Origin of the sequence: Massilia cellulosiltytica (assembly GCF_047325105.1) — a bacterium.
GTDB lineage: Bacteria > Pseudomonadota > Gammaproteobacteria > Burkholderiales > Burkholderiaceae_D > Telluria > Telluria orientalis.
Window position 1 is genome coordinate 5,543,521 of record NZ_CP168562.1, and the last position, 26,700, is coordinate 5,570,220.

The 26,700-nt window shown below is 66.0% G+C and carries 26 protein-coding genes; 12 read left to right on the forward strand and 14 right to left on the reverse strand.

The genetic code is table 11. The features are described 5' to 3' along the window. Window positions 1–516 (reverse strand): DUF4124 domain-containing protein, encoded by a 516-nt coding sequence (locus tag ACEN9H_RS24170; RefSeq protein WP_371768587.1) that lies wholly within the window; start codon window positions 514–516, stop codon window positions 1–3. Between the two features lie 162 nt (window positions 517–678). After that, on the reverse strand, window positions 679–2,094 hold the full coding sequence (gene glnA / locus ACEN9H_RS24175; RefSeq protein ID WP_056123213.1) for a type I glutamate--ammonia ligase: 1,416 nt from the start codon (window positions 2,092–2,094) through the stop codon (window positions 679–681). A gap of 317 nt (window positions 2,095–2,411) precedes the next feature. Between glnA and ACEN9H_RS24180 the strand changes: the two genes are divergently transcribed. Further along, a complete protein-coding gene (locus ACEN9H_RS24180; RefSeq protein WP_160409577.1) occupies window positions 2,412–2,870 on the forward strand; it encodes a rhodanese-like domain-containing protein in 459 nt (152 codons plus the stop codon). A gap of 100 nt (window positions 2,871–2,970) precedes the next feature. Continuing rightward, window positions 2,971–4,059, forward strand: coding sequence for a hypothetical protein (locus tag ACEN9H_RS24185; protein ID WP_413672366.1), 1,089 nt, complete (start codon window positions 2,971–2,973; stop codon window positions 4,057–4,059). Here ACEN9H_RS24185 and ACEN9H_RS24190 read toward each other — a convergent pair whose 3' ends face one another. The 3 genes from ACEN9H_RS24190 to ACEN9H_RS24200 all read right to left on the reverse strand — a co-directional run bounded on the left by ACEN9H_RS24190 (window position 4,060) and on the right by ACEN9H_RS24200 (window position 10,081). Next, window positions 4,060–5,418: a TAXI family TRAP transporter solute-binding subunit gene (locus tag ACEN9H_RS24190; RefSeq protein WP_413672367.1), complete on the reverse strand. Its 1,359-nt coding sequence runs from the start codon at window positions 5,416–5,418 to the stop codon at window positions 4,060–4,062. A gap of 10 nt (window positions 5,419–5,428) precedes the next feature. Continuing rightward, complete coding sequence (locus ACEN9H_RS24195) at window positions 5,429–8,791, reverse strand: transglycosylase domain-containing protein (RefSeq protein WP_413675629.1); 3,363 nt, start codon at window positions 8,789–8,791, stop codon at window positions 5,429–5,431. Between the two features lie 489 nt (window positions 8,792–9,280). Then, window positions 9,281–10,081, reverse strand: a complete 801-nt coding sequence (locus ACEN9H_RS24200) for a competence/damage-inducible protein A (protein WP_413672368.1) — start codon at window positions 10,079–10,081, stop codon at window positions 9,281–9,283. A 178-nt stretch (window positions 10,082–10,259) separates the two neighbouring features. Between ACEN9H_RS24200 and ACEN9H_RS24205 the strand changes: the two genes are divergently transcribed. Beyond that, window positions 10,260–11,492, forward strand: coding sequence for a WD40/YVTN/BNR-like repeat-containing protein (locus ACEN9H_RS24205; RefSeq protein ID WP_413672369.1), 1,233 nt, complete (start codon window positions 10,260–10,262; stop codon window positions 11,490–11,492). A gap of 6 nt (window positions 11,493–11,498) precedes the next feature. On the opposite strand, the gene ACEN9H_RS24210 is transcribed toward ACEN9H_RS24205, so the two are convergent. Genes ACEN9H_RS24210 through ACEN9H_RS24225 form a run of 4 tightly spaced genes read right to left on the reverse strand, consistent with a single transcriptional unit; the run spans window position 11,499 to window position 15,060 of the window. Then, window positions 11,499–12,317, reverse strand: coding sequence for an EI24 domain-containing protein (locus ACEN9H_RS24210; protein WP_371768592.1), 819 nt, complete (start codon window positions 12,315–12,317; stop codon window positions 11,499–11,501). Then, complete coding sequence (locus ACEN9H_RS24215) at window positions 12,314–13,309, reverse strand: sterol desaturase family protein (protein ID WP_056123182.1); 996 nt, start codon at window positions 13,307–13,309, stop codon at window positions 12,314–12,316. Before ACEN9H_RS24215 ends, ACEN9H_RS24210 begins: the two co-directional genes overlap by 4 nt. Before the next feature lie 21 nt (window positions 13,310–13,330). Further along, entirely contained in the window at window positions 13,331–14,089 is a 759-nt protein-coding gene (locus ACEN9H_RS24220; protein WP_413672370.1) for a polysaccharide deacetylase family protein, read from the reverse strand. After that, entirely contained in the window at window positions 14,089–15,060 is a 972-nt protein-coding gene (locus tag ACEN9H_RS24225) for a cytochrome D1 domain-containing protein (protein ID WP_056123179.1), read from the reverse strand. The genes ACEN9H_RS24220 and ACEN9H_RS24225 overlap by 1 nt, the downstream gene beginning before the upstream one ends. A 186-nt stretch (window positions 15,061–15,246) precedes the next feature. On the opposite strand from ACEN9H_RS24225, the gene ACEN9H_RS24230 reads away from it, so the two are divergent. Continuing rightward, window positions 15,247–15,603, forward strand: coding sequence for an FKBP-type peptidyl-prolyl cis-trans isomerase (locus ACEN9H_RS24230; protein ID WP_413672371.1), 357 nt, complete (start codon window positions 15,247–15,249; stop codon window positions 15,601–15,603). An 84-nt stretch (window positions 15,604–15,687) separates the two neighbouring features. Further along, window positions 15,688–15,939 (forward strand): acyl-CoA-binding protein, encoded by a 252-nt coding sequence (locus ACEN9H_RS24235; RefSeq protein WP_056123177.1) that lies wholly within the window; start codon window positions 15,688–15,690, stop codon window positions 15,937–15,939. A gap of 12 nt (window positions 15,940–15,951) precedes the next feature. Here ACEN9H_RS24235 and ACEN9H_RS24240 read toward each other — a convergent pair whose 3' ends face one another. After that, a complete protein-coding gene (locus ACEN9H_RS24240; RefSeq protein ID WP_371763644.1) occupies window positions 15,952–16,230 on the reverse strand; it encodes a polyhydroxyalkanoic acid system family protein in 279 nt (92 codons plus the stop codon). Between the two features lie 155 nt (window positions 16,231–16,385). Between ACEN9H_RS24240 and ACEN9H_RS24245 the strand changes: the two genes are divergently transcribed. The 4 genes from ACEN9H_RS24245 to ACEN9H_RS24260 all read left to right on the forward strand — a co-directional run bounded on the left by ACEN9H_RS24245 (window position 16,386) and on the right by ACEN9H_RS24260 (window position 21,101). Then, entirely contained in the window at window positions 16,386–17,921 is a 1,536-nt protein-coding gene (locus tag ACEN9H_RS24245; RefSeq protein WP_413672372.1) for a hypothetical protein, read from the forward strand. A gap of 172 nt (window positions 17,922–18,093) precedes the next feature. Beyond that, on the forward strand, window positions 18,094–18,417 hold the full coding sequence (gene fdxA / locus ACEN9H_RS24250; protein ID WP_056123170.1) for a ferredoxin FdxA: 324 nt from the start codon (window positions 18,094–18,096) through the stop codon (window positions 18,415–18,417). A gap of 121 nt (window positions 18,418–18,538) precedes the next feature. Continuing rightward, on the forward strand, window positions 18,539–19,630 hold the full coding sequence (locus ACEN9H_RS24255) for an NAD(P)/FAD-dependent oxidoreductase (protein ID WP_056123168.1): 1,092 nt from the start codon (window positions 18,539–18,541) through the stop codon (window positions 19,628–19,630). A gap of 235 nt (window positions 19,631–19,865) precedes the next feature. After that, on the forward strand, window positions 19,866–21,101 hold the full coding sequence (locus ACEN9H_RS24260) for a polyhydroxyalkanoate depolymerase (protein WP_413672373.1): 1,236 nt from the start codon (window positions 19,866–19,868) through the stop codon (window positions 21,099–21,101). 49 nt (window positions 21,102–21,150) lie between these two features. Here the strand turns inward: ACEN9H_RS24260 and ACEN9H_RS24265 are convergent, their stop codons facing one another. Beyond that, on the reverse strand, window positions 21,151–21,564 hold the full coding sequence (locus ACEN9H_RS24265) for a VOC family protein (RefSeq protein WP_371768598.1): 414 nt from the start codon (window positions 21,562–21,564) through the stop codon (window positions 21,151–21,153). A 166-nt stretch (window positions 21,565–21,730) separates the two neighbouring features. Beyond that, a complete protein-coding gene (locus tag ACEN9H_RS24270) occupies window positions 21,731–22,189 on the reverse strand; it encodes an RcnB family protein (RefSeq protein ID WP_413672374.1) in 459 nt (152 codons plus the stop codon). 169 nt (window positions 22,190–22,358) lie between these two features. On the opposite strand from ACEN9H_RS24270, the gene rsxB reads away from it, so the two are divergent. Then, window positions 22,359–23,045 carry an electron transport complex subunit RsxB gene (gene rsxB / locus ACEN9H_RS24275; RefSeq protein WP_413672375.1) on the forward strand — a complete coding sequence of 229 codons (687 nt, stop codon included), beginning with the start codon at window positions 22,359–22,361 and terminating at the stop codon, window positions 23,043–23,045. 7 nt (window positions 23,046–23,052) lie between these two features. After that, window positions 23,053–23,700, forward strand: a complete 648-nt coding sequence (gene nth / locus ACEN9H_RS24280; RefSeq protein WP_259448886.1) for an endonuclease III — start codon at window positions 23,053–23,055, stop codon at window positions 23,698–23,700. A gap of 20 nt (window positions 23,701–23,720) precedes the next feature. Here the strand turns inward: nth and ACEN9H_RS24285 are convergent, their stop codons facing one another. Continuing rightward, window positions 23,721–24,608, reverse strand: coding sequence for a LysR family transcriptional regulator (locus tag ACEN9H_RS24285; protein ID WP_413672376.1), 888 nt, complete (start codon window positions 24,606–24,608; stop codon window positions 23,721–23,723). Between the two features lie 130 nt (window positions 24,609–24,738). On the opposite strand from ACEN9H_RS24285, the gene ACEN9H_RS24290 reads away from it, so the two are divergent. Then, window positions 24,739–26,298: an MFS transporter gene (locus ACEN9H_RS24290; protein WP_413672377.1), complete on the forward strand. Its 1,560-nt coding sequence runs from the start codon at window positions 24,739–24,741 to the stop codon at window positions 26,296–26,298. Here ACEN9H_RS24290 and ACEN9H_RS24295 read toward each other — a convergent pair. Then, on the reverse strand, window positions 26,291–26,647 hold the full coding sequence (locus ACEN9H_RS24295; protein WP_413672378.1) for a cupin domain-containing protein: 357 nt from the start codon (window positions 26,645–26,647) through the stop codon (window positions 26,291–26,293). The genes ACEN9H_RS24290 and ACEN9H_RS24295 overlap by 8 nt on opposite strands. Window positions 26,648–26,700 lie beyond the last annotated feature (53 nt).

Here is a 26,700-nt window from a genome sequence, read left to right on the forward strand (position 1 = left end):
TCATTTGATGTTGGCGATCTCGCGCTTGAGCGCTTCCACGTTCTTTTCGCTGCGGCCGATGTTGTCGCGCATCTGGGCCACGCGTTCCTGGTACTTCGCGTAATTCTTTTCGTTGCCCTGGCGTTCCGGCTCGCCGTTGTTATAGTCGCGCTTCAGGTCCGCCAGCTTGCGCTCCTCGGCACGCAATTCGTCCTCGAGGATCGTGCGGCGGTCGTCGTCGCGCGCCTTCTGCGTGGCCGTGTCCACCCGCGGGAAGCCGGCGGGATTCGGACTCGCCGCCGCGGGGCGCCCTGCCCCCTGGCGCATCGTCACCGCGGGCGCGGCGCGCGGCGCCGGTGCGGGCGTGGACGCGACATAGCCCGGCAGGTCGAGCACCTTGCAGCCCGGTTTATTAATGTCGGTGAATTCCACCCGGCCGTTCTGGTCGACGCATTTGTAGATGACGGAATCGGCCCGCGCCTCGTGCGCGGCAAGTCCTGCGAGCAACAACAGACGCAGGAGAAAGCAGCTTGTCATTCGCATCAGGTCGGTCTGGATGCATGGTTGGGAAGCTTCCGACTATACCCCATCCAGTAAAAAACGCGAGGCAGCCGGCTGGCTTTCCCCGCGTTTTCGTTACCGTGTGGATACACTCCGGTGTCGATCGTTTCCAATGCGACACCGGGTGATGCCAACGAATTACGACGAGTAGTACATGTCGAATTCGGCCGGGTGCGGGGTCATGCGCAGACGCTGGACTTCGTTCATCTTCAGGTCGATGTACGCGTCGAGCATGGAATCGCTGAACACGCCGCCGCGGGTCAGGAACTCGCGGTCCTTGTTCAGGGCGTCCAGTGCTTCTTCCAGCGACGAGCAGACCGTCGGGATCAGCTTGTCTTCTTCCGGCGGCAGGTGGTACAGGTCCTTCGTCGCGGCTTCGCCCGGGTGGATCTTGTTCTGGATACCGTCCAGGCCGGCCATCAGCAGGGCTGCGAAGCACAGGTAGACGTTGGCCAGCGGGTCCGGGAAGCGGGTCTCGATGCGGCGGCCTTTCGGATTCGCCACGTGCGGGATGCGGATCGATGCCGAACGGTTCTTGGCCGAGTAAGCCAGCTTGACCGGCGCTTCATAGCCCGGCACCAGGCGCTTGTACGAGTTCGTACCCGGGTTGGTGATGGCGTTCAGGGCCTTGGCGTGCTTGATGATGCCGCCGATGTAGAACAGCGCGGTTTCCGACAGGCCGGCATAGCCGTCGCCCGCGAACAGGTTCTTGCCGTCTTTCCAGATCGACTGGTGGACGTGCATGCCCGAGCCGTTGTCGCCGTTCATCGGCTTCGGCATGAAGGTGGCGGTCTTGCCGTAGCTGTGGGCCACGTTCCAGATCACGTACTTCAGGTTCTGGGTCCAGTCGGCGCGCTCGACCAGGGTCGAGAACTTGGTGCCCAGCTCCATCTGGCCCGCGCCCGCCACTTCATGGTGGTGCACTTCGACCGGGATGCCCATCGATTCGAGGATCAGCGAGATTTCCGAACGCATGTCCTGGAAGCTGTCGACCGGCGGGACCGGGAAGTAGCCGCCCTTGACGGTCGGACGGTGGCCGCTGTTGCCGCCTTCGAATTCCTTGTCGGTCGACCAGGAAGCTTCTTCCGAATCGATCTTGACGAAGCAGCCCGACATGTCGATCTTCCAGCGGACGGAGTCGAAAATGAAGAATTCCGGTTCCGGACCGAAGTAGGCGGTGTCGCCGATGCCCGACGATTTCAGGTACGCTTCGGCGCGCTTGGCGATGGAACGCGGGTCACGGTCGTAGCCCTTGCCGTCCGACGGTTCGATCACGTCGCACTGCATGAACACGGTGGTCTCTTCAAAGAACGGGTCGATGTTCGCGGTGTTCGGGTCAGGGATCAGCAGCATGTCCGATGCTTCGATGCCTTTCCAGCCGGCGATCGACGAGCCGTCGAATGCGTGGCCGGATTCGAACTTGTCTTCGTCGAAGTGCGAGATGGGAACGGTCACGTGCTGTTCCTTGCCGCGGGTATCGGCGAAACGCAAATCAACGAACTTGACTTCGTTGTCCTTCAGCATCTGCATTACATCTGCGGCGGTCCTTGCCATTCCAGTATCTCCTAAGTCAAAAAGGGGTGTCGATGCCAACCGGGCATGCGACAGGCGCATAACCTTCTAAGCAGAAATTATGCCAGCATTTTTCCATGAACAAATAAATAATGATTACTTTGAGGCCGCTCAATTTGCCCCTTAAAATCAATGACACCTTCAACGTGCACGATCTTGGCGCAAGCTCGTCCATACGCACCAAACAAGTGCAATTTTTCGAGTATGCACCAAACTGATGCGCGATGCACCAAAAGTGCGAGCCCTAGCTTAGCAACGACCCGCGACGGTGCGCAACCACCCTACAAGGAATTGATGACATGACTACGACCGACGAGATCCTCGCAGACGCCAGGGCCCGTACGCCCGGCCAGCCGTACGCGGGCGCCGTCACGCCCCGGGAAGCGTTCGAACTCCTGCAAGCCGACCCCAGGGTAAAACTGGTCGACGTGCGCACGAATGCGGAGCGCGACTGGGTCGGCCGCCCCGCGATCCCGGAAACCCAGCACGGCGCCGTGCAATGGACGTTGTACCCCGGTGGTGCGCCGAACCCGGATTTCGCGACGCAGTTGCAAAACGTGGCGACCCCGGACGACGTCGTGCTGTTCCTGTGCCGTTCCGGCGTGCGTTCGCGCCACGCCGCGCGCACCGCCACGGAACTGGGCTACCAGAATGCGTTCGACATCCTCGAAGGCTTCGAGGGCGATCGCGATCCGGAAGGCCACCGCAAGACGGTCGGCGGCTGGTGCAAGGCCGGCCTGCCCTGGATCGGCGCCTGAACTTTCGCCCGGCCTCCTGGTCGCACGTGAGAATCGCAGAGATTCGCCACGGTGCGCGCGTGCTAGCATGCGGGCTCACTGCTGACCTGGAGATGTAGCCATGACGACCCCATCCGCTGTCCCTGCCCGCCTGCGCGTGCGCCTCCTGTGCGCCGGCATCGCGGCGCTGCTGTGCGCATGCGGACCCGGCGGCCCGAAGCGCGAGACGGACGACGGCAAGGACGGCGATTCCGGCCCGAGCGCGGGCATCAGCGTGCTGGCCGGCGACGCCGCCACCGGCGGCACGGTGGACAGGAAAGGCACGGCCGCCCGGTTCAACACGCCGCGCGGCCTGGCGGTCGACACGAACGGCAACGTGTACGTGGCGGACGAGGGCAACGCCGCCATCCGCAAGATCGCGCCGGACGGCACGGTCAGCACGTTCGCCGGCGTGGCAGGTTCCAGCGGCACGACCGACGGCAAGGGCAACCGCGCCCGCTTCACGCAACCCACCGCCGTCACGATCGACGGCAGCGGCGACCTGTACGTCCTGGACGGCACGACGATCCGCAAGATCACCTCGGACGGCACCGTCACCACCGTGACCCGGCTCTCGTTCGGCAATTTCGGCATCGACCCGCAGAACATGCCGGCCGGGATCGCCGCCGACAACAACGGCAACCTGTACGTCACGTCGGGCGTCGACACGCGGCGCATCCCGATCGCGAATCCGGGCCGCGCCACGACGCTCGAAACGGGCGCCGTCGCGTCCATCTACGGCACGAGCCAGCTGGTGCCGCGCGGCGTGGTCGTCGATCCCGACGGCACCTTGTACGTGGCCGACCTGTTCCGCACCCTCAGCCGTGCCACGTCCGGCGCCACCGCACTCACGACCTTCGTCGGCGCGCGCAACCAGTTCGGCAACGCCGACGGCAATGCGTCGACCGCCCGCTTCCAGCAGCTGATCGCGCTGGCCATCGACAAGAACGGCAATCTGTACGGCGCCGATGCCATCAACAACACGGTGCGCAAGATCACGACGCCGGACGGCATCGTCGCGACGCCCGCCGGCACGGCCGCGTCGACGACGCTGCGGACCGGCAAGCTGCCCGGCAGCTTCGCGCAGCTGCGCGGCATCGCGGTCGACGGCAGCGGCACGTTGTACGCGTCGTCGGGCAATGCGGTCGTGAAGATCGTCCTGGCGCAGTAATTACGCGGCGTTCTTCGCGGCCAGCGTGAGCCGCACGCGCTGGCGCACGAAGTTGATGTGGCTGCGCAGGCCATATAACGCATCGGCGTACGCGAGCGGGATCGAGATGTGGTTGACGCGCTGCTCGATGCCGTCGAGGCGGCGCAGCAGCTCCTCCCGTGCCTCGTCGCGGTGTTCGTCCTTCGCGTTTTCCAGCGCCTGCTCGACGGCGCGCAACTCGCCGTACCAGCGGTACACACGCGAGCGGATGCGCCACACGTACAGCGGCGGCACGATCTTCGACAGCGGAATGATCAGCGCCGCCAGCGCCACCACGACGACCCACAGCCGGTCGAACAGGTTCGCCAGCCAGAACGACAGGTAGCGCTGCAGGAACGGCGGACCGTCGCGGTAGTATTTCGCCGCTTCCCGCGCCACCGGGATCTCCGTGTAGCGCGGAGACGGGAATTGGCCCTGCTGCTGGAACCAGCCCGTCCCGCCATGAATCTCCGTGGCCGCCTTGACGAACAGATCGATCAATGCAGGATGCAGGTCCTCGCGCGCGACCAGCGTGGCCGTCGGCGCGATCAGATGAAAATCCTGGGCCGGGATGTCGCGTCCGAGGTCGACGATCCCGCGCGGCAGCACGACGTGCGTGAGGAACGGCAGCCGGCGCGTGTACGCCTCCGCCTGGCGGAAATTGAAGAGGCGGATGCCCGGCGTCTGCAGCAGCATCTGGATCAGCGGCGCTTCCGGCGCGGAGCTGAACACGAGGCCATCGATATGCCCCGCCAGCAACTCCACGGTGGCGGGCGTGTTCTCGAGCGCGGAGAGCTTCAGTTGGCGCGGCTCCAGGCCGTTCACGGCGAGGACCTGGCGGAACAGCTTCGGCACGCCCGTCCCTTCCGGCCCGAGGTTGATGCGCAGGCCTTTCAGCTGCACGATGCTGTCCATGTCGCGCTTGCGGCCGTGCGCATCGCGCTCGCGCAGGAACAGCCAGACGGGTTCCGTGAACAGGCTGCCCAGCGACACGAGGCCGCGCCGTTCGGCTTGCGCCTCGCTCGTCGACCCGCTCTGCACGAACGCGATATCGGCCTTGCCGTCGTTGAGGCGCTGCAGGTTGTCTTCCGACCCCAGCGTGCGCTGCGGATCGACCTTGATCCCGTCGCGGGCCAGGATGGTCGCGTACTTGCGGCCGAATTCCTCGTACGCGCTGTTCTCCTGCCCCGTCGCGAGGATCACGTGGCGCGGCGGCGCGGGGTCCACGACGATGTACGCGACGATGCACGCGGCCAGCACGAGCACGGCCGTCGGCGCGACCGCCACCAGCAGGTCGCGCAACGAGACGAGACTGAATTTACGCAGCGGGAGCCGCTTCATGCGGCCCGGCTCACTGCAGCACTTCTTCCACGGCGGCCGGCTTGGGACGCGCGGGCTTCGGCGGCGGCGCGTCCGGACCCTCGCGCTTGAGCGCCGGCTTGTGCGGCGCCGGCTTCGGCGGGACGTCGGCGTCGGTCTTGCGGACACTGACCGCCTTCGGATGATCTTCCGCGGCCGGCTTCTTCACCGCCGGCTTCTCGGCCGGCTTCTCGGCGGCCTTCACCGCCGGCCTGGCAACCGGCTTCGCGACCGGTTCCTCGACGGCCGGAGCCTCCACGGGCGGCGCGGCATCGGCCGGCACGGGCTGCTCGGTGTCGCGCGCGACGGCATCCGCCGGGCCCGCCGGCGCCGGCGCGGCACGTTCGACGTGCAGGCCCGGGATGGTGACCGTGTCCTGGTGCTGGATCATCGGCATCAGGCTCGGCGCCAGTTTCACGAGCAGTTGCACGGGCAGCGCGCTGGTGAAGTCGTAGTGCGCGGAATCCGGACCGTGGACGTACGCCGTCATGCTGCCGAAGAAGCGCTCGCCGATGTTGAACACGAACGTCGCCGAGCGGTTCACGTAGCGCGATTCGATCAGGCGGTGGCCGGCGCCGTAGACGTCGAAGCGCTGGTCGCCCGTACCCGTCTTGCCGCCCAGCGCGATCACGCTGCCGTCGTCCTTGACGAACGCCGTCTTCGCGCGCTTGGCCGTGCCTTCCTGCACGACGCCGCGGATGGCGTTGACGACGGCGCGCGCCACCTGGGGATTCAGCACCTGCTCGCCCTTCTCCGCGTCGCCGCGCTTGACGAGGGTCTCGTATGGCGTGTCCTTGGCGAAGTGCAGCGAGTCGATGCGCTGCGTGGGCTTGCGCACGCCGCCGTTGATGAGGATGCCCATCAGCTCGGCCAGCGCGATCGGACGGTCGGCCGACGCGCCCAGTGTGGTCGCGTACGACGGCACGAGCGAGTCGAACGGATAGCCCATCTTCTTCCACTGTGCGTGGATCTTGAGGAAGGCCTCCACTTCGATCAGGCCGGCGATGCGCTTGTCCTGGGCATGCTTGCGGTGCGTCTTGAACAGCCACGAATACACTTCCTGGCGCTCCTTCGTCGACGCGCCGACGACTTCGTCCCAGCCCGCCTTCGGATGCGTGCGCAGGTAGCCCACGAGCCACAGTTCGAGCGGGTGCACGGAGGCGACGTAGCCGCGGTCGGCCAGCGACATGTTCGCGACGGCGTACTGGTCGTACATCTTGGCGATGCGCTCGTCGTCGACCTCGGCGTCGGCCGGCAGGTATTTGTGGAGGAAGGTGCCGAATTCGGCCAGCGACGCGTCCGGGTAGATCGTGCGGTGCACGGCCGCGACCTTCGACGCCCGGATGCGCACGCCCTGCATCAGCGCCGTCTCGACCTCGTCCCAGTTCTTGCCGCGGTACTTGTTCCAGAAGCGGGCCAGGAAATCCTTGCCTTCGCGGTCGGCGAAGCGCGACAGATACTCCGCGCGGCGCGGATCGTCGGCGTCGGCCAGCAGTTGCGCGGACGAGCCGGGCAGCTGGAACATGTAGTAGCGCACGACGTCGCGCATCAGGCGCACGAACACGAGGTTGGTCGAGTTCTGCAGCGCCTGCTGGACGGTGAGGATGCGGCTGTCATCCAGCTTGCTGAAGTTGCCGAAGATGTGCACGCCGCCGCCCGTGAAGAACGCTTCGCCCGGGTTGCCCGAATACTTGCGCTCCATCGCCGCGCCCAGCATAGTCACGAGGCCGCGGTCGGCGCCGTCCGGCAAGGTCTGGAAGTAGTCGACGGCCCACTGGGTCAGGCGGTCTTTCGGATCGACCTTGACCTGGGCGAGTTCCGCTTTCGACATCGGCTCGTAGCGCTGGTGCAGCTGGTCGACGATGTCGAGGTAGGTCGTCAGGGTGCGCAGCTTCGCGGTCGAACCGAGGTCGAGCTTGGCGCCCTCGTTGATGTCGAGCGGCTGGTCGTAGTTGTCGGTCTGGACGCGCAGGTAGTTGACCTTGTCGCCCCGCTCCATCAGCGTGAAGCTGTACACGACCTTGGACGGGTCGCCGTTGCCCAGCATGCCCTTGCCGGTGAGCCCCGCTTCCGCGGCCGCTTCGTTGTCGGTCAGCTTGCGCAAGGTGGCCGTCACGGCCTTCTGTGCGTCCGAATTCAAGGTCGTCACCACCGACAGGTCGAGGCGGTCGAGGTTGTACAGGCGCGAGTCGCCCAGCAGGGTGGCGAGGTGGTTGCGCACGGCGTTGGCGGCCTTGCGCGTGACGAACGTGTTCGCGGGCGGCGGGGCGACGCCGGAACCGAGTGCCGGATGCAGCACGGTGGCGATGGCCGCGTCGCGCAGCGCGGGCGAAATGACGCCGGCCTGCGCGAGCACGCGCAGGTGCGAGTTCGTGAGGATTTCCAGGTCCTTCTCGCCGGCGCCCAGGTAGTACGCGGGGCGGCGCTGCGCGATCATCAGCGACAGCGCTTCCTTGTACACCAATGCGAATTCGGGCGTGACCTGCTTGCTCGAGAGGATGCGGTTCACTTCCGCGAAATCGCGGCCGTACCAGACCCACATGCCGTCGCCGATGCCGTTCACCTCGCCGTAGCCGAGCTTGGCCGACAGCGGCACGGTGTTCAGGTATTCGAGCACGATGCGGCGCCGGGTCGGGCCCGTGTTCTCGCCGTCCAGGTAGGAACGCAGCGTGGCCGACGCCATCTGGCGCAGCTTGTCGCCCAGCGAGGCCGTGCGGCCTTCCGGCGAGTGGCGGTATTTTTCGATCTGCGTGGCGAGCGTGCTGCCGCCGGCGACGCGGCCGCCGCTGCCCACGCCGATCGAGTGCAAGGTCTTGTCGAACACGGCTTTCGAGAAGCGGTCCCATTCGACGGCCGGGTTACGCTTCGGATACGTCGTGTCGAGCAGCTCGCGGTTCTCGATGAACAGCAGGCTCTTCACGAGCAGCTGCGGCGTGGCGTCGAACTTCTCGTACAGGCGCTCGGGGAAGCGGGCCGAGAACAGCGGCTCGCCGCTGTAGTCGAGGATGTCGAGGCCGGCGCGCGTCTTTTCGTGGTACGTGGCGAACAGGCCCATGTCGGCCAGTTTCAGCATCTTGGGCGACATGCGCGCCTGTTCGACGACGACGTAATCGCGCGTCTTGAGCTTGGCCAGGTAGTTCGGCAGGTTCGAGTAGCCGAGGCGCTCGTCGTACGGGCTGGCCTGCGGGAAGCGGATCGCGTCGCTCGGGCCCTTGGCCATGCGGTAGTTGAGTTTCTTCGTCAGGCCGGCGAAGAAGTGCGCTTCGAGCGCCGACGTGCGGCTTTCGTAGACGGCCAGGCCGGCCGCACCCGCGACGGCGAGCAGCAGCAGCACGAGGAACGTGCGCTTGACCATGCGCCAGCGGCGCCTGGGCGGCGCCGGCGGCGGCTCGGGCGGCGTGTCCGCTCCGACCCCGCCGGGTTCCACGGCGGGCTCGAGGCTGGAGTCGAAATTCGGCTCCTGGCGCGAGGGGATGTTGCGGACAGGGAGATCCTGCTCGGCTGCCACGGCGGGAATGCCGGCCAATGCAGGCTGGCCCGGCGCAGCCTGGCCAAGAATGCGGCGCAGCGCGCGGGAGAAGAAACGGGGCCGTCGTTGACGGCGAATACTATCCATGATGGCTCAACCGGTTTGAAACACGCCTGCAAATCCCGTCAACCTGCTCGCCATCCTGCTGCTGGTCGGTTCGAGTGATCCAGGTCGTAAAAGTTCACAAAGCTACGGCGACCTCACTCCGGATCGCCCCTGCTCACAGACATCATTCCACCACATCAATGTGACATGCAGGAACCGCTCACGCAGTTTTTTGACGTCGTCCTGACATTTTCGCAAAAAAACAACGGCTCAGTTCGAACGGCTGTCCACCGCCCGCAACGGTTGCACCTCCGCCCCCATTTTTTCCAGCTCCACGCACATGTCGGTCCAGGCCGCTTCAACCTGGCCGGGATCGCCTTTTACCCCCAATTCGATATGGCGCCGCGTGTGCGCATCGCCCACGCTGGGCAGGCTGAACACGCGCACGGCGGGGTAGCGTGCTTCCAGTGCTTCCATCAGCGGCGTGAGCGCGGCCTCCGCCGCCTCGACCACCAGCAGCGACTTTTCGAGCCGCGCCTCACGGTGGAATTTGTCCGCGTACAGCGTATCGAGCACCCACGCGATCATCGGCCACGCCATCACGGGAAAACCGGGCACGAAGTGGTGCTGCGCCACCGTGAAGCCGGGAATGCGGTTGTACGGATTCGGGATCAGGCTCGCGCCCGCGGGGAATTCGGCCATCCTGAAGCGCTGCAGGTTCTCCGGCGCTTCCAGGTCGGCGTCGGGACCGGCCGTCTCGCGGATGCGCTCCTCGATCAACGCGCGTCCTTGCGGATGCAGTGCGAGCGGCACGTCCAGCGCCGCCGCCGCGCACTGGCGCGTGTGGTCGTCCGGCGTGGCACCGATGCCGCCGCAGGAAAACACGATGTCGCGACTTGCGAACGTGCGCCGCAGCAGGGCCGTGATGCGTTCCGGTTCGTCGCCGACGATCTCGGCCCACGCCAGGCGCAAGCCGCGCTCGCGCAGGAGTTCGATCACCTTGGGCAGGTGCTGGTCGCGGCGTTTCCCGGACAGGATCTCGTCGCCGATGATGATGAGGCCGAATGCCATGCAGTCCTCCATGCGTCCAGTGTGCCACAGTGCGCCGGAGCCTGCCGCGCCCGTGGCCGCGTACCGTGTGTGACATTTGCGGACAAACTCGTGACAAAGGCCCCCAAGACGCTACACGGGCCCCCTCCTAGAATCGGCGCGCCGGCCGCGGGCTGCGCGGCGCCGAACAGGATGAACGATGATTCCATCAGGACGACATGTCGCCGGCGCGTGCGCGCTGGCCCTTTTGCTTGCCGGTTGCGGCGGCTCGGACGATCCGGCCCCAGCGCCCCCGGTCGCCACCCAGCCGACGGCCCCCGTTGCCCAACCCGCGCGCGCCGACGTGCTGGCGACGGCGGCCGGCGGCATCGACAGCATTGCCTTCAGTGGCGACACTGCCTGGCTGTCGCTGTCGAATACCGCGACCACCGACACGGCCGTGGTACGCGCCGGCCTGCCGCTGCGGGCGGATTCCACGTGGAGCGGCGTCACGCTGGGCGAATGCGGCCTCGCGCGCGAGGACAGCGGCACCTGGCCCCTGCGTGCACCATCGTTGCGCATGCTGGGATCCGATCTGTGGCTGTTCCAGCCCTGGTACGACAAGGGCCCGGACGCGCGCCCCGAACACGCTCTGTGCGCGTTGAGCGCGGACCGGACGACCTTCGTGCCGCGCGACGCCGGCCTGAAAGCGTGCGTGGGCAGCGTGTGCACGACGTTGTCGATGGACGAGCTGAAACGGGTGGACGACCGCCTGTACTCGAATGCCGGCGGCGGCCAGAACGTGCTCGCGTCGAACGACGGCGGCGCCCATTGGCGCGTGTTGACGGGCTTCTTCGACCAGGACATCTGCACCCATCCCGCGTTCGAGATCGTCGGCGACCGCCTGCTCGTCGGCGGCGAATGCCCGCTGGATTCCGCGTTCCTGCGCGCCTACCAGCTGGCTGCGGATGGCGTCAGCCTCGCATCGCGCACCGCCCTGCCCGTCGCCTTGCCGGAACTGGAAAACCGCAACGTGCAATTCATCCAGGCGACAGGCGCCCAGCGCGTGTTCGCCGGCGTCGAGGGCGGCCTGCTGCGCAGCGAGGACGGCGGCAAGTCCTTCAAGTTCGTGATCCAGCATCCGCTCAGCGGCGGCAACAACTACCCGTATATCCGGCACCTGCTGGCCCTCGCGGGCAAGCCGGACACGCTCGTCGCGGGCGGTTTCGACAAGGCGACGCAGAAGCCGTACCTGGCCTGGTCGAAGGATGGCGGCACGACGTGGACGGACCTCTCGACCCTGCTGCCCGGCTATGCGCGCAACCTGGACGATGCGTCGGTGGCGGAAGTGACGGCCATCGCCCAGGATCCGCAGGGACGCGTGCTCGTCACCGTCAACGAGTCACAGGGCGCGCAGGGCCGCCTCGTGCTCGTCACGCTCGGCACGCCCTGAAGCGGTTCAGGCGTCTTTCGTTACCTGGCCGGCCCGCAGGTCGGCCAGCGCCTGCAGGCAGAAGTACTGGAACCACAGGCCCGTGAAAATGAAGATCACGAGGTAGAGCCAGATCGACAGCACGGCCAGGAACGGGAACAGCACGACGGAGAACAGCGCGCCGCCGATCCACGCGACACCCGGCAGCGCGCCCAGCAGCCCGGACACGGTGCCGATCAGCAGCAGGGAGCGCTTGTGCGCGTGCACGATCGTGCGGCGTTCTTCCAGGCTCGCGTGGATGGCGAGCGCGTCGTACCCCATCACGCGCGCCGTCAGCCAGCCCCACAGCACGGCCTGCACGACGATGGCGACGGGCGCCAGCGCGTACAGCGGCAGCGTGACGAGCCACAGCAGCGCGAACACGACGATGCCCGACAGGTTGACGCCCAGGCTGCCCATGAAGCTGCCGCCTTCCTTCCGTTCGAGCGTGGGGAACTGCACGCGGCTGACGTGGCGCGCGATGGCGGGCATCGCGCCGACGCCGATGAACAGCAGCGACGTGATGATCATCAGCGGCAGCAGCACGAGCATCGCCACGAGCGGGATCACGAGCGTTTTCAGGAAACCGAGACCCAGGGTGGCGAGGATGCTGCCGCTCGTCTCGAACAGGCCGTAGTCGGCGAAGACCGCGTGCAGCCAGTCCAGCAGCGGCTGCATGCCGGCGTACAGCAGGCCGCCCCACAACGCGAGCGACAGCAGCAGCGGCACGATGGACAACAGCAGCATGCGTCCCGAGAACTGGGAGCGCAGCGCGCGGCCGTAGGCGATGGCGACGGGGCGCATCATGCCGCGTTGCGCCGGTTGCCGGCTTCGACGAGGCGCACGAGGCCGAGCCACTGCTGGCGCCAGAAACCGCGGCCGTAGTCGCGGGCGGGACGGACGGTGCCGTCCGGATTGGTGCGCGCGAACTGGTCGCGCACGCCCGTGCCATGCCAGCCGGGCGCGAAGTTGGCGGTGCCGAACAGCTGGTCCCAGACGGGCAGCAGCACGCCGAAATTACAGCCGCCCAGCTCGCGCCCCTGCGATTCGTGGCCGATGCCGACGGCGTGGTGCGTGCGGTGGAAGCGCGGCGACACGAGCAGGCGCTCGCCCAGGCGGCCGAAGTGGATGCGCACGTTCGCGTGCTGCAGGCTTTGCAGCGCGCGCGAGACGGAGACGAGCAGCACGTACTGGCTCGGCGCCACGCCGATCGCCAGCGCGATGACGGCCATGTAGACGTCGCGCAGTAGATCGTCCAGCAGGTGGTTGCGGTCGTCGCTCCACAGGTTCATGTTCTGCTGGCTGTGGTGCAGGCTGTGCAGGGCCCACCACCAGCGGAACTTGTGCTGGCCGCGGTGGAACCAGTAATCGAAGAAGTCCAGCACGACGAGGTACATGAGGAAGCCGGCGAGCGGGTGGAAGCCCGTCATCAGGTTCTCCAGGTTGAACGGGCGGACGCCTTCCATGCGCAGCGCCGCGGCGATGCTGTCCATGACCGGGTCGAGCGTGAAGAACACGGCCATGCTGAAGAAGCCGAGCCGATGGATCAGCGTGTAGATGAAATCGTTGATGCGCGCGCGGCGGTCCGTCATCTTCTGTGCCGGGATGACGGCTTCCAGCGGCCGCAGCACGAGGTACAGGGCGGCCACTTCGCACAGGCCGGCGAGGAACCATTCGACGCCTTCGAAGGCGTCTTCGATGTATTCGCCGAGACCCATGGCGAACATCGCGGGTTCGACCGCGTTCTCGAACAGCCATCCCTGCAGGAAGGCGAAACCATCGAGGAAATGCTGGCTCATGTCGTTAGCTGGATCATGTTTTTATCGGTAGTCCGGATGCGCTCTCAGTGTAGCGAAACAGAAGCCTTTGCGCTCGAGACCGGAGATCAGCGGTTCGAGGTTCGCGGGCATCCACGGGTCCTTGCGCGACCAGATGCCCATGTGGGCCATGAAGATGTCGCCATCCTTCAGGTTGTCCAGGGCGCGCTTCAGCAGCACGGCGTTAGGGAACTTGTCGCTGGACGTCTCGTCGCCCGAGAAGCCGGCCGGCGCCCAGCCCGCGTGTTGATAACCGCATGCCCTGGCGGCCGCGAGGATGTTGGGCGAGCTGTGGCCGCCCGGCGTGCGGAAGATCGGGTCCAGGCGGCGGCCCGTCAGCTGTTCGAAGCGCGTGTCGACGCGGCGCAGTTCGTCGCAGTACTGCTGCTGCGACCACGTCTGCTTTTGCCCCGCGTGCGCGCCGAACTGCGGCTTGACGACGATGCGGCCGTCCGCCTCGTCGCGCTGGAAATACACGTGGTCGAACGTGTGGCTGCCGAACGCGTGGCCTTCCGCCACGCGGGCCTTCCAGTAGTCCGCCCACGACGGATCGAGCGACCAGTCGCCGCGCACCGTCTTCTCGTTGGCGAGGAAGAACGTGGCCTTGATGTGGTGGCGGCGCAGCGTGTCGGCGATCAGCCCGGCCTGCGACTGGCTGCCCGTGTCGAACGTCAGGTAGATCGTGCCCTTGCACGCGGGCGCGTCACCCGCGTGCGCGACAGAGGCGACGGCCAGCAGAAACCCGACAGCAGCACGCTGCATCACATCCGCGGCGCCGAGTTGGCGAAGAACACACCGTGCGGCGAACGCCCGACGGGGATCATCTTGATGACCTTGCGGCTGGCGACGTCGATCACGGCGACCTTCTTGATCCAGCGGAGCGTCACCCACAAGGTCTTGCCGTCGTTCGTCAGTTCCATGCAGTCCGGGCCGCCCGGCACGGGGATCATGCCGACGTTTTCCAGCGTGGTCTGGTCGATGATGTTGATCGAGTTCTGCACGCGGTTCGACACGAACACGTGGCGGCGGTCGCCGAGGGCGCGGAAGTTGTGGGCGCCGTTGCCCGTCTTGATGCGCTTGACGGTCTTCTGCGCGCGCCAGTCGATCACCTCGACGTAGTCGCTGCCCATGATCCCGACGAGCAGGTACTTGTCGTCCGGCGTCATCGCGATGCCGGCCGGGAGCTTGCCGACCGGGAGGGTCCATTTGACGGTCTGCGTCTTCAGGTCGATGGCGCTGACCTGGTCGCTCCCCTGCTGCGTGACGAACGCGGTCGTGCTGGCCGCGTCGAACGCGATGTGGCTGGGCATGCGCGCGAGCGGCAGGCGTTTGCTCAGCAACAGGTTGCCGCCTTCGTACTTGTAGACGTCGACGCGGTCCAGGCGCAGCGACGCCGACACGAACCACTTCTGGTCCGGCGAAAAGCCGATCTGGTACGGGTCGAGCACGTCCGCCAGGCGGCGCTGGATCTTGCCCGAGACGGGGTCGAGGAAGATCAGTTCGTTGCCGACGGAGCTGGCGACGATGACCGACTTGTTGTCCGGCGTGGCCATCAGGTGATGAGGCTCCTTGCCGACCGCAAACGTACCGTTGTCGGCGCCCGTCTTCTGGTCGAGCAGCTGGACGGTGGCATCGCGCGAATTGAGCACGACCACGACGTTCGCATGGGCAGCCTGGATGGCCGAAAACAATGTAAAACCGAGGACGAGGGACTTGTGGAGGCGACGCAGCATGGAACGACACAGGCTCAGTGGAAGGAAGCTTTATTCTACGGGGAAACTTGAACGCTCCGAAGCGTAGAACGATGGAATCGCACACAAGCGGCGCGCGGCCGCAACACAGTGGACAGAGCGTTAATAGCGCTTTGACAGGTCATGGACTACAATCGGCCTTTCACTCTGAATAACAAGGGAAGATCCATGTCCATCACCACCACGAATTCCGGCCTGCAATACGAAGACACCGTCGTCGGCAGCGGCGCCGAAGCGAAGGCCGGCAACTACGTGACCGTGCACTACACCGGCTGGCTGCAGAACGACGACGGCAGCACCGGCGTCAAGTTCGACTCCAGCAAGGACCGCAACGACCCGTTCCAGTTTCCGCTGGGCGCCGGTCACGTGATCCGCGGCTGGGACGAAGGCGTGCAGGGCATGAAGGTGGGCGGCGCGCGCCGCCTGATCATCCCGGCGAGCCTGGGCTATGGCGCGCGCGGCGCCGGCGGCGTGATTCCGCCGAACGCCACGCTGGTCTTCGACGTCGAACTCCTCGACGTTTGAGCAACTCTTCTAAAATACGGTCGAGTTAGGCGTGATTCCGATGACGATGCGCTAAGATGCCCGCACATCGTCAAAGGAGTTACCATGAGTTTGCAAGAACAGTTCGCCCAGGCCCAGCTCGATTCGAAGAACCTGCCCGAGCGTCCGGACAACATGACCCTGCTGAAGATCTACGCATTGTTCAAGCAGGGTTCGAGCGGCGACGTCACGGGCGAACGCCCCGGCTTCACCGACATGGTCGGCCGCGCCAAGTACGACGCGTGGGCCGCGCTGAAAGGCACGGCACGGGAAGACGCGATGCAGCAGTATGTCGACCTGATCGAAGACCTGAAGTAATCAGCTGCTGACTCAGTTACTGAATACCTTGCGCATGCTTTCCGCCACCTTCTGCTCGATGGTGGCCGCGAAAGCACTCATCAAAAATCCCAGCTTGATGCGCAACGCGGCCTGGCGCTCGCCCAGGGTGAGCGCCCCCTCCACGCCGCTGCGGGCGAAACGCAGCACGTCCCCTTCCCAATTGCACGTCAGGCCATATTCGCGAGCCAGCTTGTCCGCCACCTTTTGCGCGGCGGCGCGCGCGTCGGTCTGGCTCAGGCTGTGCGGCTGGGTGATGCTGATGTCCGGCATTCGATTTCCTTACTGATTCAAAGCAAACAGCCCGCCATGATGCCAGTTGATGGGCGCAAAGGCCAGCGCTTGCCTAGAGAATAATCAATTGATGAGTCTCAAAACCCAACTTGGGCAAGGGGCGACCATTCCTCGTGTCATCAAGGAGGACTACCATGGATTCGACGCCCACCCAGCCCCCCGTCGGTTTCGTGCCGACGCCCACCGCCTCGTACCGCCAGCACCGCAAGGCCGCGCAACTGCTCGACCAGCCGGGCCGGCCACGGCCGCAATCCGGTCCCGGCAGCGCGTCGGCACTTGAAGGCGGCCAGCCGGGTGACGTCCCCCTGCCCTACGCCTCCGGCGCGCGCGTGCTGATGTGGAAGCAGGATCCATCGGTGGACGAGATCGGTACGCGCAAGGTCTTCCTGCCGGGCGTCGTGCTGGCGGGGCCGCGCGACGCGCGCATCGTGCTGGCCTCCAGCGATGCCGGCATCCCGCCGGTCGAGCCGAACGCCTTCGGCGACTTCGTGACGATGCCCGACACGCCGCAGTTCGACGCCGTCCATACGTTCGCCGTCGTACGCCAGACCCTGACGATGTACCAGCGCGCGCTGTCGACGGCCGGCAGCGCGATGCCCCTGCCCTGGCAATGGAACAGCAGCGTGGACACGTCGCCGCTGCAGGTCTGGCCATACGGCCTGCCGAACGTGATGAATGCGTATTACAGCCGCGCGCAGGCCTGCCTGAAATTCGGCGACTTCGTGCCCGCCGGAGAAACCGCGCGCGTGTACACGTGCCGCTCGTTCGACATCGTCTCGCACGAGACCGGCCACGCCGTGCTGGACGGCCTCAAGCCGCAATGGCTGCTGGCCGACAATCCGCCGCAGACGGGCGGCCTGCACGAATCGTTCGGCGACCTGACGGCGATCTTCCTCGCGCTGTCCCAACTCGACCAGTGCGAGGCTGTCATCGCCCAGACCAAGGCGCACCTGCACGACAAGACCTTCCTGGCCGACATCGCCGAGCAGTTCGGCCTCGCCCTGGGCAGCACGACCGGGCTGCGCAATGCCGACAACGACCTCACCCTGTCCCAGGCAGGGACCGAGGTGCACGCGATCTCGCAAGTGTTCACGGGCGCCGTCTACGATATCCTGGCCGACGTGTTCGCCCTCGAGCGCGATCCCGCGCTGGAAGATTGCGCCAGCGTCCTGCACCGCGTGGCCGGCTGGCTGCGCGGGCTCGTGCTGCGCGCGCTGATGGCCGCCCCGGACGCGGCCGCCACGTTCGCCGACGTGGCCAACGAGATGCTGCGCCTCGCGTTCGAGGACGGCAAACCGCAGGCCATCGTCAACGCCATCCGCGACCGGTTCGCCCAGCGCGAGGTGTTCGACGTGCCGGCCGGGATCACGGGCGACCACCCGGCCGGCCTGCGCCTGGCGCCGCTCGTGACCGACGCCCCGGGCGCGCGCCAGGACCGGCGCGCCTGCTGCGGCACGATGAACCTGGCCGAATACTACGATGTCGAACGCGTGCTCCAGGCGGAGGCGGACGCCCTCGCGCGCTGGTGCGCGGCGCACGGCCGGTCCGGTCCGGCGGGCGAGCCGCCGGCGGCCGTGGCGCTGACCACGGTCACGGTGACGGACGGTTCCGGCGCGGCCGTTGCGACGACGGCGGTCGTGGACCTGGGGGCTACGGACAGGCTTCGGTGAGCCCTGGAAGCGGCCTGGCAAGCGGACTACGAATACATTTGCTTATGTGTATTGTGTATAAGCCTGATTTGTCGTAGAAGCAGAATTGCCCTAAAATACAGTGCTTTGCCGCGTCCGGCGACCGCTCTCCGAACAATACACGCCGCCGCTTCCACTCATTGATAGGACTGTTATGACCCACGTTGTCACCGAATCGTGCATCCGTTGTCGCTATACCGATTGCGTGGATGTATGCCCGGTAGATTGTTTCCGGGAAGGCCCGAATTTCCTCGCCATTGACCCGGACGAGTGCATCGACTGCGCCGTGTGCGTGGCTGAGTGCCCGGTCAACGCGATCTACGCGGAAGAAGACGTGCCGTCGGACCAGCAGCAATTCATCAAGATCAACGCCGACCTGTCGCGTAACTGGCCGTCGATCACGAAAACGAAGCCGGCCCTGCCCGACGCGGAAGAGTGGAAAGACGTCAAGAACAAGCTGGACCAACTGGCCCGCTGATACGTTCGTGTACGCCGGCCCGCTGCGGCCGGCGTCCTTTGCCGGTCCCTGCAGGTGTGCGCCATTGATGGCACACTATCGCCCTCGCTTATCTACAGCTCATAATTTTCAGGAAAACAGCATGACTACGACCCCCGAAGTGGGCACCATCGCTCCCAACAGCTCCTTTGCCGGCGCCATCGAAGCCGATGCCGTGATCATCGGCGCGGGCCCGGTCGGCCTGTTCCAGGTGTTCGAGCTGGGCCTGCTGGAGATCAAGGCCCACGTGATCGATTCGCTGCCGGCCGTCGGCGGCCAGTGCGTGGAGCTGTATCCGGACAAGCCGATCTACGACATCCCGGCCGTGCCCGTCTGCACCGGCCAGGAACTGACCGACAACCTGCTCAAGCAGATCGAGCCGTTCGAGCCGACCTTCCACCTGGGCCAGGAAGTCACCACCGTCCAGCGCCGTGAAGACCACCGCTTCAACGTCGAGACGTCGACCGGTACCCGTTTCATCACCAAGACCATCTTCATCGCGGCCGGCGTCGGTTCGTTCCAGGCGCGCACGATCAAGGTCGACGGCATCGAGAAGTTCGAGAACAGCCAGCTGTTCTACCGCGTGAAGGATCCGAGCCTGTTCGAAGGCAAGAACCTCGTCATCTGCGGCGGCGGCGACTCCGCGCTGGACTGGGCCCTGAACTTCGTCGGCAAGGCCGAATCCGTCGTGCTGGTGCACCGTCGCGAAGACTTCCGCGCCGCCCCGGCTTCCGTCGCCAAGATGAAGCAGCTGTGCGAAGACTACGAAATGCAACTGATCACCGGCCAGGTCACCGGCTTCGACGAGAAGGATGGCCAGCTGTCCGAAGTCAAGGTGACCGGCGCCGACGGCGTGACCCGCCGCGTGCCGCTGGACATGCTGATGGTGTTCTTCGGCCTGTCGCCGAAGCTGGGCCCGATCGCCGAGTGGGGCCTGGATATCGAACGCCGCCAGCTGAAGGTCATGGACACCGAGAAGTTCGAGACCAACGTGCCGGGCATCTTCGCCGTGGGCGACATCAACACCTACCCGGGCAAGAAGAAGCTGATCCTGTCGGGCTTCCACGAAGCCGCGCTGGCCGCCTTCGGCGCCGCGCCGTACATCTTCCCGGACAAGAAGATCCACATGCAGTACACGACGACGTCGCCGAAGCTGCACAAGATCCTCGGCGTCGAAACGCCTGTGTTCGACTGACGTTCCGTAACTCAGCTACGACGAAAATGCCCCGCCTGTGCGGGGCATTTTTCTTATGTAGTGCACTTAACGAACCGGGTGCTGACAAGTGTGATACATATTGTGCAATGCGGTAATAAACAGATTGTGACTCAGGCTCGATGTTGCCCCACGCCAAGCCGAATGAGCCTATAATTCACCGAACACGTAGCGCAAACGATTGCAATTGCGCACAGAGTCATGAAGGAAAAAAATTATGCTTTATCAACTGCACGAAATGCAACGCTCCTTCCTGAACCCGCTGATGCAGTGGGCCGATGCCTCTGCCAAACTGTTTTCGAATCCAGTCTCACCGTTCGCGCACACCCCGTTTTCGCAGCGTATCGCTGCCGGCTACGAGCTGATGTACCGCCTCGGCAAGGACTATGAGAAACCTGCTTTCGGCCTGACCTCGACCATCATCGACGGGAAGACGGTCGGCATCGTGGAACGCCCCGTAGTCAGCAAGCCGTTCTGCAAGCTGCTGCATTTCAAGAAAGACATGAGCGACACGGACTTTGCCGCGCTCAAGCAGCCGACGGTGCTCGTCGTGGCCCCGCTGTCGGGCCACCATGCGACCCTGCTGCGCGACACCGTCCGCGCTCTCCTGCCGGACCAGGACGTCTTCATCACCGACTGGGTCGACGCGCGCATGGTGCCGCTGTCGGACGGTCCGTTCCACCTGGACGACTATATCTATTACGTGCAGGACTTCATCCGCCACCTGGGCCCGGACGTGCACGTGATCTCCGTATGCCAGCCGACCGTGCCGGTGCTCGCCGCGATCTCGCTGATGGCGACGAACAAGGATGCCAAGCTGCCGAAGTCGATGGTCATGATGGGCGGTCCGATCGACCCGCGCAAGTCGCCGACGGCCGTCAACGACCTGGCCGTCGAAAAGCCGTACTCGTGGTTCGAGAACACGGTGATCTATGCCGTGCCGGGCAATTACCCGGGCTTCGGCCGCAAAGTCTATCCGGGCTTCCTGCAGCACGCCGGCTTCATCGCAATGAATCCGGGCCGCCACGCCCAGAGCCACCGCGAGTTCTACCAGCACCTGCTGCGCGGCGACGACGATTCGGCGGAGGCGCACCGCAAGTTCTACGACGAGTACAACGCCGTCCTCGACATGCCGGCCGAGTATTATCTGGAAACGATTAAAACGGTATTCCAGGAAACCCGCCTGCCGAAAGGCACGTGGGAAGTGGGCGGCCAGCTCGTGCGTCCGCAAGACATCGAGAGCGTGGCGCTGTTCACCATCGAAGGCGAACTGGACGACATCTCCGGCGCCGGGCAGACCCATGCCGCGCACGACCTGTGCAGCGGCATCCCGGCCGACAAGCAGCAGCAGTTCACGGCGCCGAAGTGCGGCCACTACGGCATCTTCTCGGGCCGCCGCTGGCGCGAGATCATTTGTCCGATGATTGGCGAGTTCATCCGCAAGAACGCCTGAGCGTTGCAGGTGGATCCTTGAAATGCCGCGGCCTGGACCGCGGCATTTTTTATTGCGGACTGCCCGTTTCGATCATCCAGTGCAGGCCGTAGCGGTCGATGACGGCGCAGAACGCATCCGCCCACGCCGTGGCGCGCAACGGCACGCGGACGTCGCCGCCCTCGCCCAGCGCTTGCAGGATGCGGACCGCCTCGTCCGCGCTGTCCACGTGCAGGTTCATCGAGAAGCCCGCGAACACCGGTGCCTGGCCGGGGTGATGGCCTTCGGAGAAATAGACGGTCGACTCGCCGATGCGCAGGCCGGCGCGGATGATCTTGCCGGGACTGCCGGGATCGAGGAACCGTGGTTGTGAATCGGGAATCGCCGTCAGCTGGAACAGCACGTCGGCGTGCAGGACGTCACGATAAAAAGAAAGGGCTTCGGCGCACAGGCCGGGAAAATAGATCGTTGGAATCGCTTGCATAAAGGTCGCTGGTTCGGTGAAGTGTATGGTCCAGGAATGCGTGGTACACGATGTCCTCCTTTCTTTTGTTGTTGGCACGTCAAGAATAACAGAAGGCCGTCCCCGCGCGAACGGGAACGGCCTGGCGTTTCACCTGCCGGGGCCGCCTTGAAGGCAGCCCGCGGCGTCAGTGATTGATGATCAGGTCTGCGATGACGCCGGTGGCAATGGCCGCCAGCACATAATCGCCACCCGTCTGCACCCAGTGATAGCCTCGAGGCGGAGGCCGCAAATGGTGGTCGCGCCAATTGTCCACGACGTATTGGTGATTCCGGTAGCGGGACGGCAGACGGCCGCCGCGGCGGATATCATGGTTGGGTCCGGCACCGTCCCAGCGGCGATCGCCACCGTACCCTGCGTCGCCGTGGCGGCCGCCGCCGCGGGCCTGGTAACCGTCGCGGCGGTTGTCACCGCGGCGGTCATCGCGGCTGTCGACCCGCCGATCGCCGCGATCGTTGTCGCGCTGGCCATACCGGCTGTCGTCGCGCCGGTCGCCGTGGTAACGATCCTGGGCAAAACTCGATGCGCCGGCGGCGCTCAGCAGCGCGGCCAGCAGCGTGGACATGGCGAGGTGCTTCGTGTTCATGAGACCCTCCTGATTGTCATTGCCTGGACTCCAGTAGACCACCGGACTGGACCGTCACTCGGTACGCTGCCTCACGGAAGCATGCGATCTGCATTACCCAAGGGCATTTCGCCTGTACGGGGCTTTTAGCGGATAATGACGGTCTATCCAGTTTCGAAGTAGCACCGCCGTGACCAAGACGCTCGCCGACCAGATCGAAGACCTGCTGCCGCAGACCCAGTGCACCAAGTGCGGCTATCCCGCCTGTCGCCCGTACGCGGAAGCGATCGCGCGCGGCGAAGCCGAGATCAACCAGTGCCCGCCCGGCGGCATGGAAGGCGTTGCGCGGCTGGCGCGGGTCACCGGCCGGCCCGTCATCCCGATCAACCCGGCCAACGGCGTCGAGCGGCCACGCCCCGTCGCGTTCATCGACGAGAGCCTGTGCATCGGCTGCACCCTGTGCATCCAGGCCTGCCCCGTCGACGCGATCCTCGGCGCCGCCAAGCAGATGCACACCATCATTCCGAGCCTGTGCACGGGCTGCGATTTGTGCGTGGCGCCCTGCCCCGTCGACTGCATCGCGATGATCCCGCGCACGGAGGATCCCGCGAGCGAGCCGACCGGCTGGGCCGCATGGTCGCAGGAAGAGGCCGACGCCGCGCGCGCCCGCCACGATTTCCGCACGGAGCGCCTGCGCCGCGAAAAAGAAGAAAACGACGCGCGCCTGGCCGCCAAGGCGCTGGAAAAGATGCGCGCCGTGACGGCGGAAACGACGAATACGGCCGAGGAGCTGGCGGAAAAGGAACGCAAGCGCGCGATCATCGCCGCCGCCATCGAGCGCGCGAAACAGAAAGCCGCCTCCGACAAGAAAGACTGACGCATCGATGAATCCCGCCAAACGCCTCGAGATCTTCACGCGCTTTCGCAACGCCAATCCGCATCCCACCACCGAACTCGAATACACGACGCCGTTCGAACTCTTGATCGCCGTGCTGCTGTCCGCGCAGTCGACGGACGTCGGCGTCAACAAGGCCACCCGCAGGCTGTATCCGGTCGCGAACACGCCGCAGGCGATCCTCGACCTGGGCCTGGACGAGCTCAAGACCTATATCTCGACGATCGGCCTGTACAACAACAAGGCGAAGAACGTCATCGCCACGTGCGAGATCCTCGTGAACCAGTACGGCGGCGAAGTGCCGCGCTCGCGCGAGGCGCTGGAAGCCCTGCCCGGCGTGGGCCGCAAGACGGCGAACGTCGTGCTGAACACGGCGTTCGGCGAACCGACGATGGCCGTCGACACGCACATCTTCCGCGTCGCGAACCGCACGAAGATCGCGCCGGGCAAGAACGTCGACGAAGTCGAGATGAAGCTGCTGAAATTCGTGCCGAAGGACTTCCTGCACGACGCCCACCACTGGCTGATCCTGCACGGCCGCTACACGTGCGTGGCGCGCACGCCCAAGTGCTGGAACTGCATCATCAACGACCTGTGCGAGTACAAGGACAAGACGCCGGCGCCGAAGGACGCGTGAACGCCCTCGGCGTCCGGTCATCACGATGAGAACAGCCGCGCACACGCAAAGTCGACGAACACCCTGAGTTTGGGCGACAGCAACCGGCTCGAGGGCCACACGATCGAAAACTGCCCGGACGCCGTTACCGACGCGTCGAGGACCGTCGCCAGCACGCCCGCGGCCAGTGCGTCCCGTACGAGGAAATCGGGAACGTAGCCGATGCCGAGGCCGCCGATGACGGCCTCGCGCAGGGCTTCCATGTTATTGCACGTGAGCGCAGTCCGCAGGCCCGCCGGCTCCGCGCCATCGGCCGCCAGGATCCACGACTGAAGCTTCCCCGTCGCCGGGAACCGGTAGCGTACGCACGCGTGCTGCGCCAGGTCGACGGGCGCCTGGGGCACGCCGGCACGCGCGAGATAGCCGGGCGCCGCGCACAGGACGAAGCGGAACGCGCCGAGCCGGCGCGCGACGAGGCGCGAATCCGCCAACGCGCCGCTGCGGATCACGGCATCGAAACCGCCCTCGACGACGTCCACGAGCCTGTCGTTGAAATCCAGGTCGAGTTCGACGTCCGGATACTGCGCGGCGAATGCCGGCAGCACGGGCAGCAGGAATCGGTAGCCGATCGCCGGCAGGCTGATACGCAGCCGGCCGCGCGGCTTCTGCGCGGACGCCGCCATGAGCGCCCGGGCACGCTCCAGATCGTCGAGTGCACGATGACAGGAATCGTAGAAATGGCGGCCTTCGTCCGTGAGCGTGATGCGCCGCGTCGTGCGCTGGAGCAGGCGCACGCCCAATGCCTGTTCGAGCCGCGCGATCGTCTTGCCGACCGCGGACGCCGACACGCCCAGTTTCTCGCCTGCCGCGACGAAGCTGAGCGTCTCCGCCGCCCGCACGAATGTCAGTATGCCCTTCAGGTCGTCCATAGCGCTCCCAAGCGGCCCTCAGCCGGCGATTGCGGAATTTGGTTCCGCACTTCGCGGAATCAGAGGGGCTTTTTCCATGATTACCTCCAGATTATCGTTGATCTCCCGCCCAACGTGTCATGGAGCATCGATGATCCAATCCTTCCTTTCGGTTTCTTCCGGCAGACCGGCATCCGTTCTCGCCGCGGTATGCCTCGCCGCCCTCGCCTTGCCGCTCAGTTTTTCCGGCGGGGCACTGGCGGCGCCCGCGATCGGCCTCGAACTGGGCGGCAGTCCCGCTGCCATGACCTGGACAACGAACGCCTTCATGCTGACGTTCGGCAGCCTGCTCATGGCGGCGGGAGCGTGCGCCGACCAGTTCGGGCGCAAGCGGGTATTCGTCGCGGGCGTCGCCGGCTTCACCCTGCTCTCGCTCCTGCTCGGCCTCGCGCCGTCGCTGGCCGTCCTCGACCTGTTGCGTGCGCTGCAGGGCATCGCGGCAGCGGCGGCGCTGGCCGGCGGTAGCGCGGCGCTTGCGCAGGAGTTCGACGGCGCCGCACGCACGCGCGCCTTCAGCCTGCTGGGCACCACGTTCGGCCTGGGACTGGCGTTCGGCCCGGTCCTCGCCGGCTTCCTGATCGAGCGCCTGGGCTGGCGGGCCGTGTTTGCGGCGGGTGCCGTCACCGGCCTGTCGGCACTGGCGTGCGGCGTCCCCCGGATGCGCGAGTCGCGCGATCCGGATGCGCGCGCCATCGACTGGGCCGGCATCGCCACGTTCACCGGCGCGTTGACCTGTTTCACGTTCGGCATGATTCTTTCGGCGGAGCGCGGCTGGACGGCGCCCATCGTCGTCGTCCTGTTGGCAGCCACGGCGTTGCTGGCCGCGGCGTTCCGGGCCGTCGAGGCAGGCGCCGCACGTCCCATGCTGGACCTGGCGCTGTTCCGCTACCCCCGCTTCATCGGCGTGCAACTGCTTCCCGTCGCGACGTGCTACTGCTACATCGTCCTGCTCGTCGTGCTGCCGCTGCGCTTCGTGAGCATCGACCGGTTCAGCGCGATCGAGGCCGGTGGCCTGATGATCGCGTTGTCGGCACCGATGCTCGTCGTGCCGCTGCTCGCCGCCGGGCTGACGCGCTGGCTGTCGGCCGGCGTCATTTCCGCGGTGGGTCTGCTGATCGCCGCGGCCGGCCTGTACTGGCTGAACGCGACATTGCGGGACAGGGCGGACAGCGGTGTGATCGCGCCATTGCTGACGATCGGTGCCGGCGCGGGCCTTCCCTGGGGCTTGATGGACGGGCTGTCCGTCGGCATCGTGCCGAAGGAGCGCGCCGGCATGGCGGCGGGCATCTTCGGTACCGTGCGGGTCGCGGGAGAATGCATCGCGCTGGCGACCGTCAACGCGGCCCTGGCGACGCTGATGCACACCCGCATCGCGGCGATCGCCGGTCAGCCGCCGACGGCCGCGGCCACGCGGCATGCCGCGGCGCGGCTCGCGGCCGGCGATGCCGCCGGCGCGGCGGCACTGCTGCCGCACCTCGACCGATCGGCCCTGATGCATATCCATGCCGACGCCTTCGGGGTGCTGCTCCAGGGGCTCACTGTCGTGACCCTGGCATGCGCGATCATCGTGCTGCTGGTCCTTGGCCGCGCCGTGCCCGATGCGGCCTTGCCGGCCCACCCGTGCGACGGTGTCGGCAATCGCATCAGATGACCCGGCGCGGCGCCGCCGTCAGCGGGTCGCCGCTGTTCGGCGTGCCCGTCGGCTCGATCAGCAGGATGTGCGCTTCTCCCTGCGCGCGGGGCCGGTGGCGCATGCCCTTGGGGACGACGAACATCTGGCCGGGAGCGAGCGTCACCGTCGAGCCGTCCTCGAGATCGATCTCGACGCGCCCGTCGAGCACCAGGAAAAAGTCGTCGGTGTCGTCGTGGACGTGCCAGTGGTAGTCGCCGCGCAGCTTCGCGACCATCACGTCGTGGCCGTTGAACAAGGCCACCGTGCGGGGTTGAAAGGCTTCCGTAAAGGTGGCCAGCTTGGCGGCCAGATCGATTGCAGCGTGCATGATGCCTCCGATGAAAACCTCATTGTGAGGGGCCGCCGGACCGCGGGTCTTGT

What these genes read in the sequence shown, in the direction of transcription:
- ACEN9H_RS24220 (WP_413672370.1), bottom strand. Translation starts at nt 14,089, where the DNA reads ATGCAGCGTGCTGCTGTCGGGTTTCTGCTGGCCGTCGCCTCTGTCGCG.
- ACEN9H_RS24265 (WP_371768598.1), bottom strand. Translation starts at nt 21,564, where the DNA reads ATGCAAGCGATTCCAACGATCTATTTTCCCGGCCTGTGCGCCGAAGCC.
- ACEN9H_RS24230 (WP_413672371.1), top strand. Translation starts at nt 15,247, where the DNA reads ATGTCCATCACCACCACGAATTCCGGCCTGCAATACGAAGACACCGTC.
- ACEN9H_RS24170 (WP_371768587.1), bottom strand. Translation starts at nt 516, where the DNA reads ATGACAAGCTGCTTTCTCCTGCGTCTGTTGTTGCTCGCAGGACTTGCC.
- glnA (WP_056123213.1), bottom strand. Translation starts at nt 2,094, where the DNA reads ATGGCAAGGACCGCCGCAGATGTAATGCAGATGCTGAAGGACAACGAA.
- ACEN9H_RS24290 (WP_413672377.1), top strand. Translation starts at nt 24,739, where the DNA reads ATGATCCAATCCTTCCTTTCGGTTTCTTCCGGCAGACCGGCATCCGTT.
- fdxA (WP_056123170.1), top strand. Translation starts at nt 18,094, where the DNA reads ATGACCCACGTTGTCACCGAATCGTGCATCCGTTGTCGCTATACCGAT.
- ACEN9H_RS24235 (WP_056123177.1), top strand. Translation starts at nt 15,688, where the DNA reads ATGAGTTTGCAAGAACAGTTCGCCCAGGCCCAGCTCGATTCGAAGAAC.
- ACEN9H_RS24205 (WP_413672369.1), top strand. Translation starts at nt 10,260, where the DNA reads ATGATTCCATCAGGACGACATGTCGCCGGCGCGTGCGCGCTGGCCCTT.
- ACEN9H_RS24285 (WP_413672376.1), bottom strand. Translation starts at nt 24,608, where the DNA reads ATGGACGACCTGAAGGGCATACTGACATTCGTGCGGGCGGCGGAGACG.
- ACEN9H_RS24255 (WP_056123168.1), top strand. Translation starts at nt 18,539, where the DNA reads ATGACTACGACCCCCGAAGTGGGCACCATCGCTCCCAACAGCTCCTTT.
- ACEN9H_RS24195 (WP_413675629.1), bottom strand. Translation starts at nt 8,791, where the DNA reads ATGGTCAAGCGCACGTTCCTCGTGCTGCTGCTGCTCGCCGTCGCGGGT.
- ACEN9H_RS24185 (WP_413672366.1), top strand. Translation starts at nt 2,971, where the DNA reads ATGACGACCCCATCCGCTGTCCCTGCCCGCCTGCGCGTGCGCCTCCTG.
- ACEN9H_RS24295 (WP_413672378.1), bottom strand. Translation starts at nt 26,647, where the DNA reads ATGCACGCTGCAATCGATCTGGCCGCCAAGCTGGCCACCTTTACGGAA.
- ACEN9H_RS24190 (WP_413672367.1), bottom strand. Translation starts at nt 5,418, where the DNA reads ATGAAGCGGCTCCCGCTGCGTAAATTCAGTCTCGTCTCGTTGCGCGAC.
- nth (WP_259448886.1), top strand. Translation starts at nt 23,053, where the DNA reads ATGAATCCCGCCAAACGCCTCGAGATCTTCACGCGCTTTCGCAACGCC.
- ACEN9H_RS24180 (WP_160409577.1), top strand. Translation starts at nt 2,412, where the DNA reads ATGACTACGACCGACGAGATCCTCGCAGACGCCAGGGCCCGTACGCCC.
- ACEN9H_RS24225 (WP_056123179.1), bottom strand. Translation starts at nt 15,060, where the DNA reads ATGCTGCGTCGCCTCCACAAGTCCCTCGTCCTCGGTTTTACATTGTTT.
- ACEN9H_RS24260 (WP_413672373.1), top strand. Translation starts at nt 19,866, where the DNA reads ATGCTTTATCAACTGCACGAAATGCAACGCTCCTTCCTGAACCCGCTG.
- ACEN9H_RS24200 (WP_413672368.1), bottom strand. Translation starts at nt 10,081, where the DNA reads ATGGCATTCGGCCTCATCATCATCGGCGACGAGATCCTGTCCGGGAAA.
- ACEN9H_RS24240 (WP_371763644.1), bottom strand. Translation starts at nt 16,230, where the DNA reads ATGCCGGACATCAGCATCACCCAGCCGCACAGCCTGAGCCAGACCGAC.
- ACEN9H_RS24245 (WP_413672372.1), top strand. Translation starts at nt 16,386, where the DNA reads ATGGATTCGACGCCCACCCAGCCCCCCGTCGGTTTCGTGCCGACGCCC.
- ACEN9H_RS24270 (WP_413672374.1), bottom strand. Translation starts at nt 22,189, where the DNA reads ATGAACACGAAGCACCTCGCCATGTCCACGCTGCTGGCCGCGCTGCTG.
- ACEN9H_RS24210 (WP_371768592.1), bottom strand. Translation starts at nt 12,317, where the DNA reads ATGATGCGCCCCGTCGCCATCGCCTACGGCCGCGCGCTGCGCTCCCAG.
- ACEN9H_RS24215 (WP_056123182.1), bottom strand. Translation starts at nt 13,309, where the DNA reads ATGAGCCAGCATTTCCTCGATGGTTTCGCCTTCCTGCAGGGATGGCTG.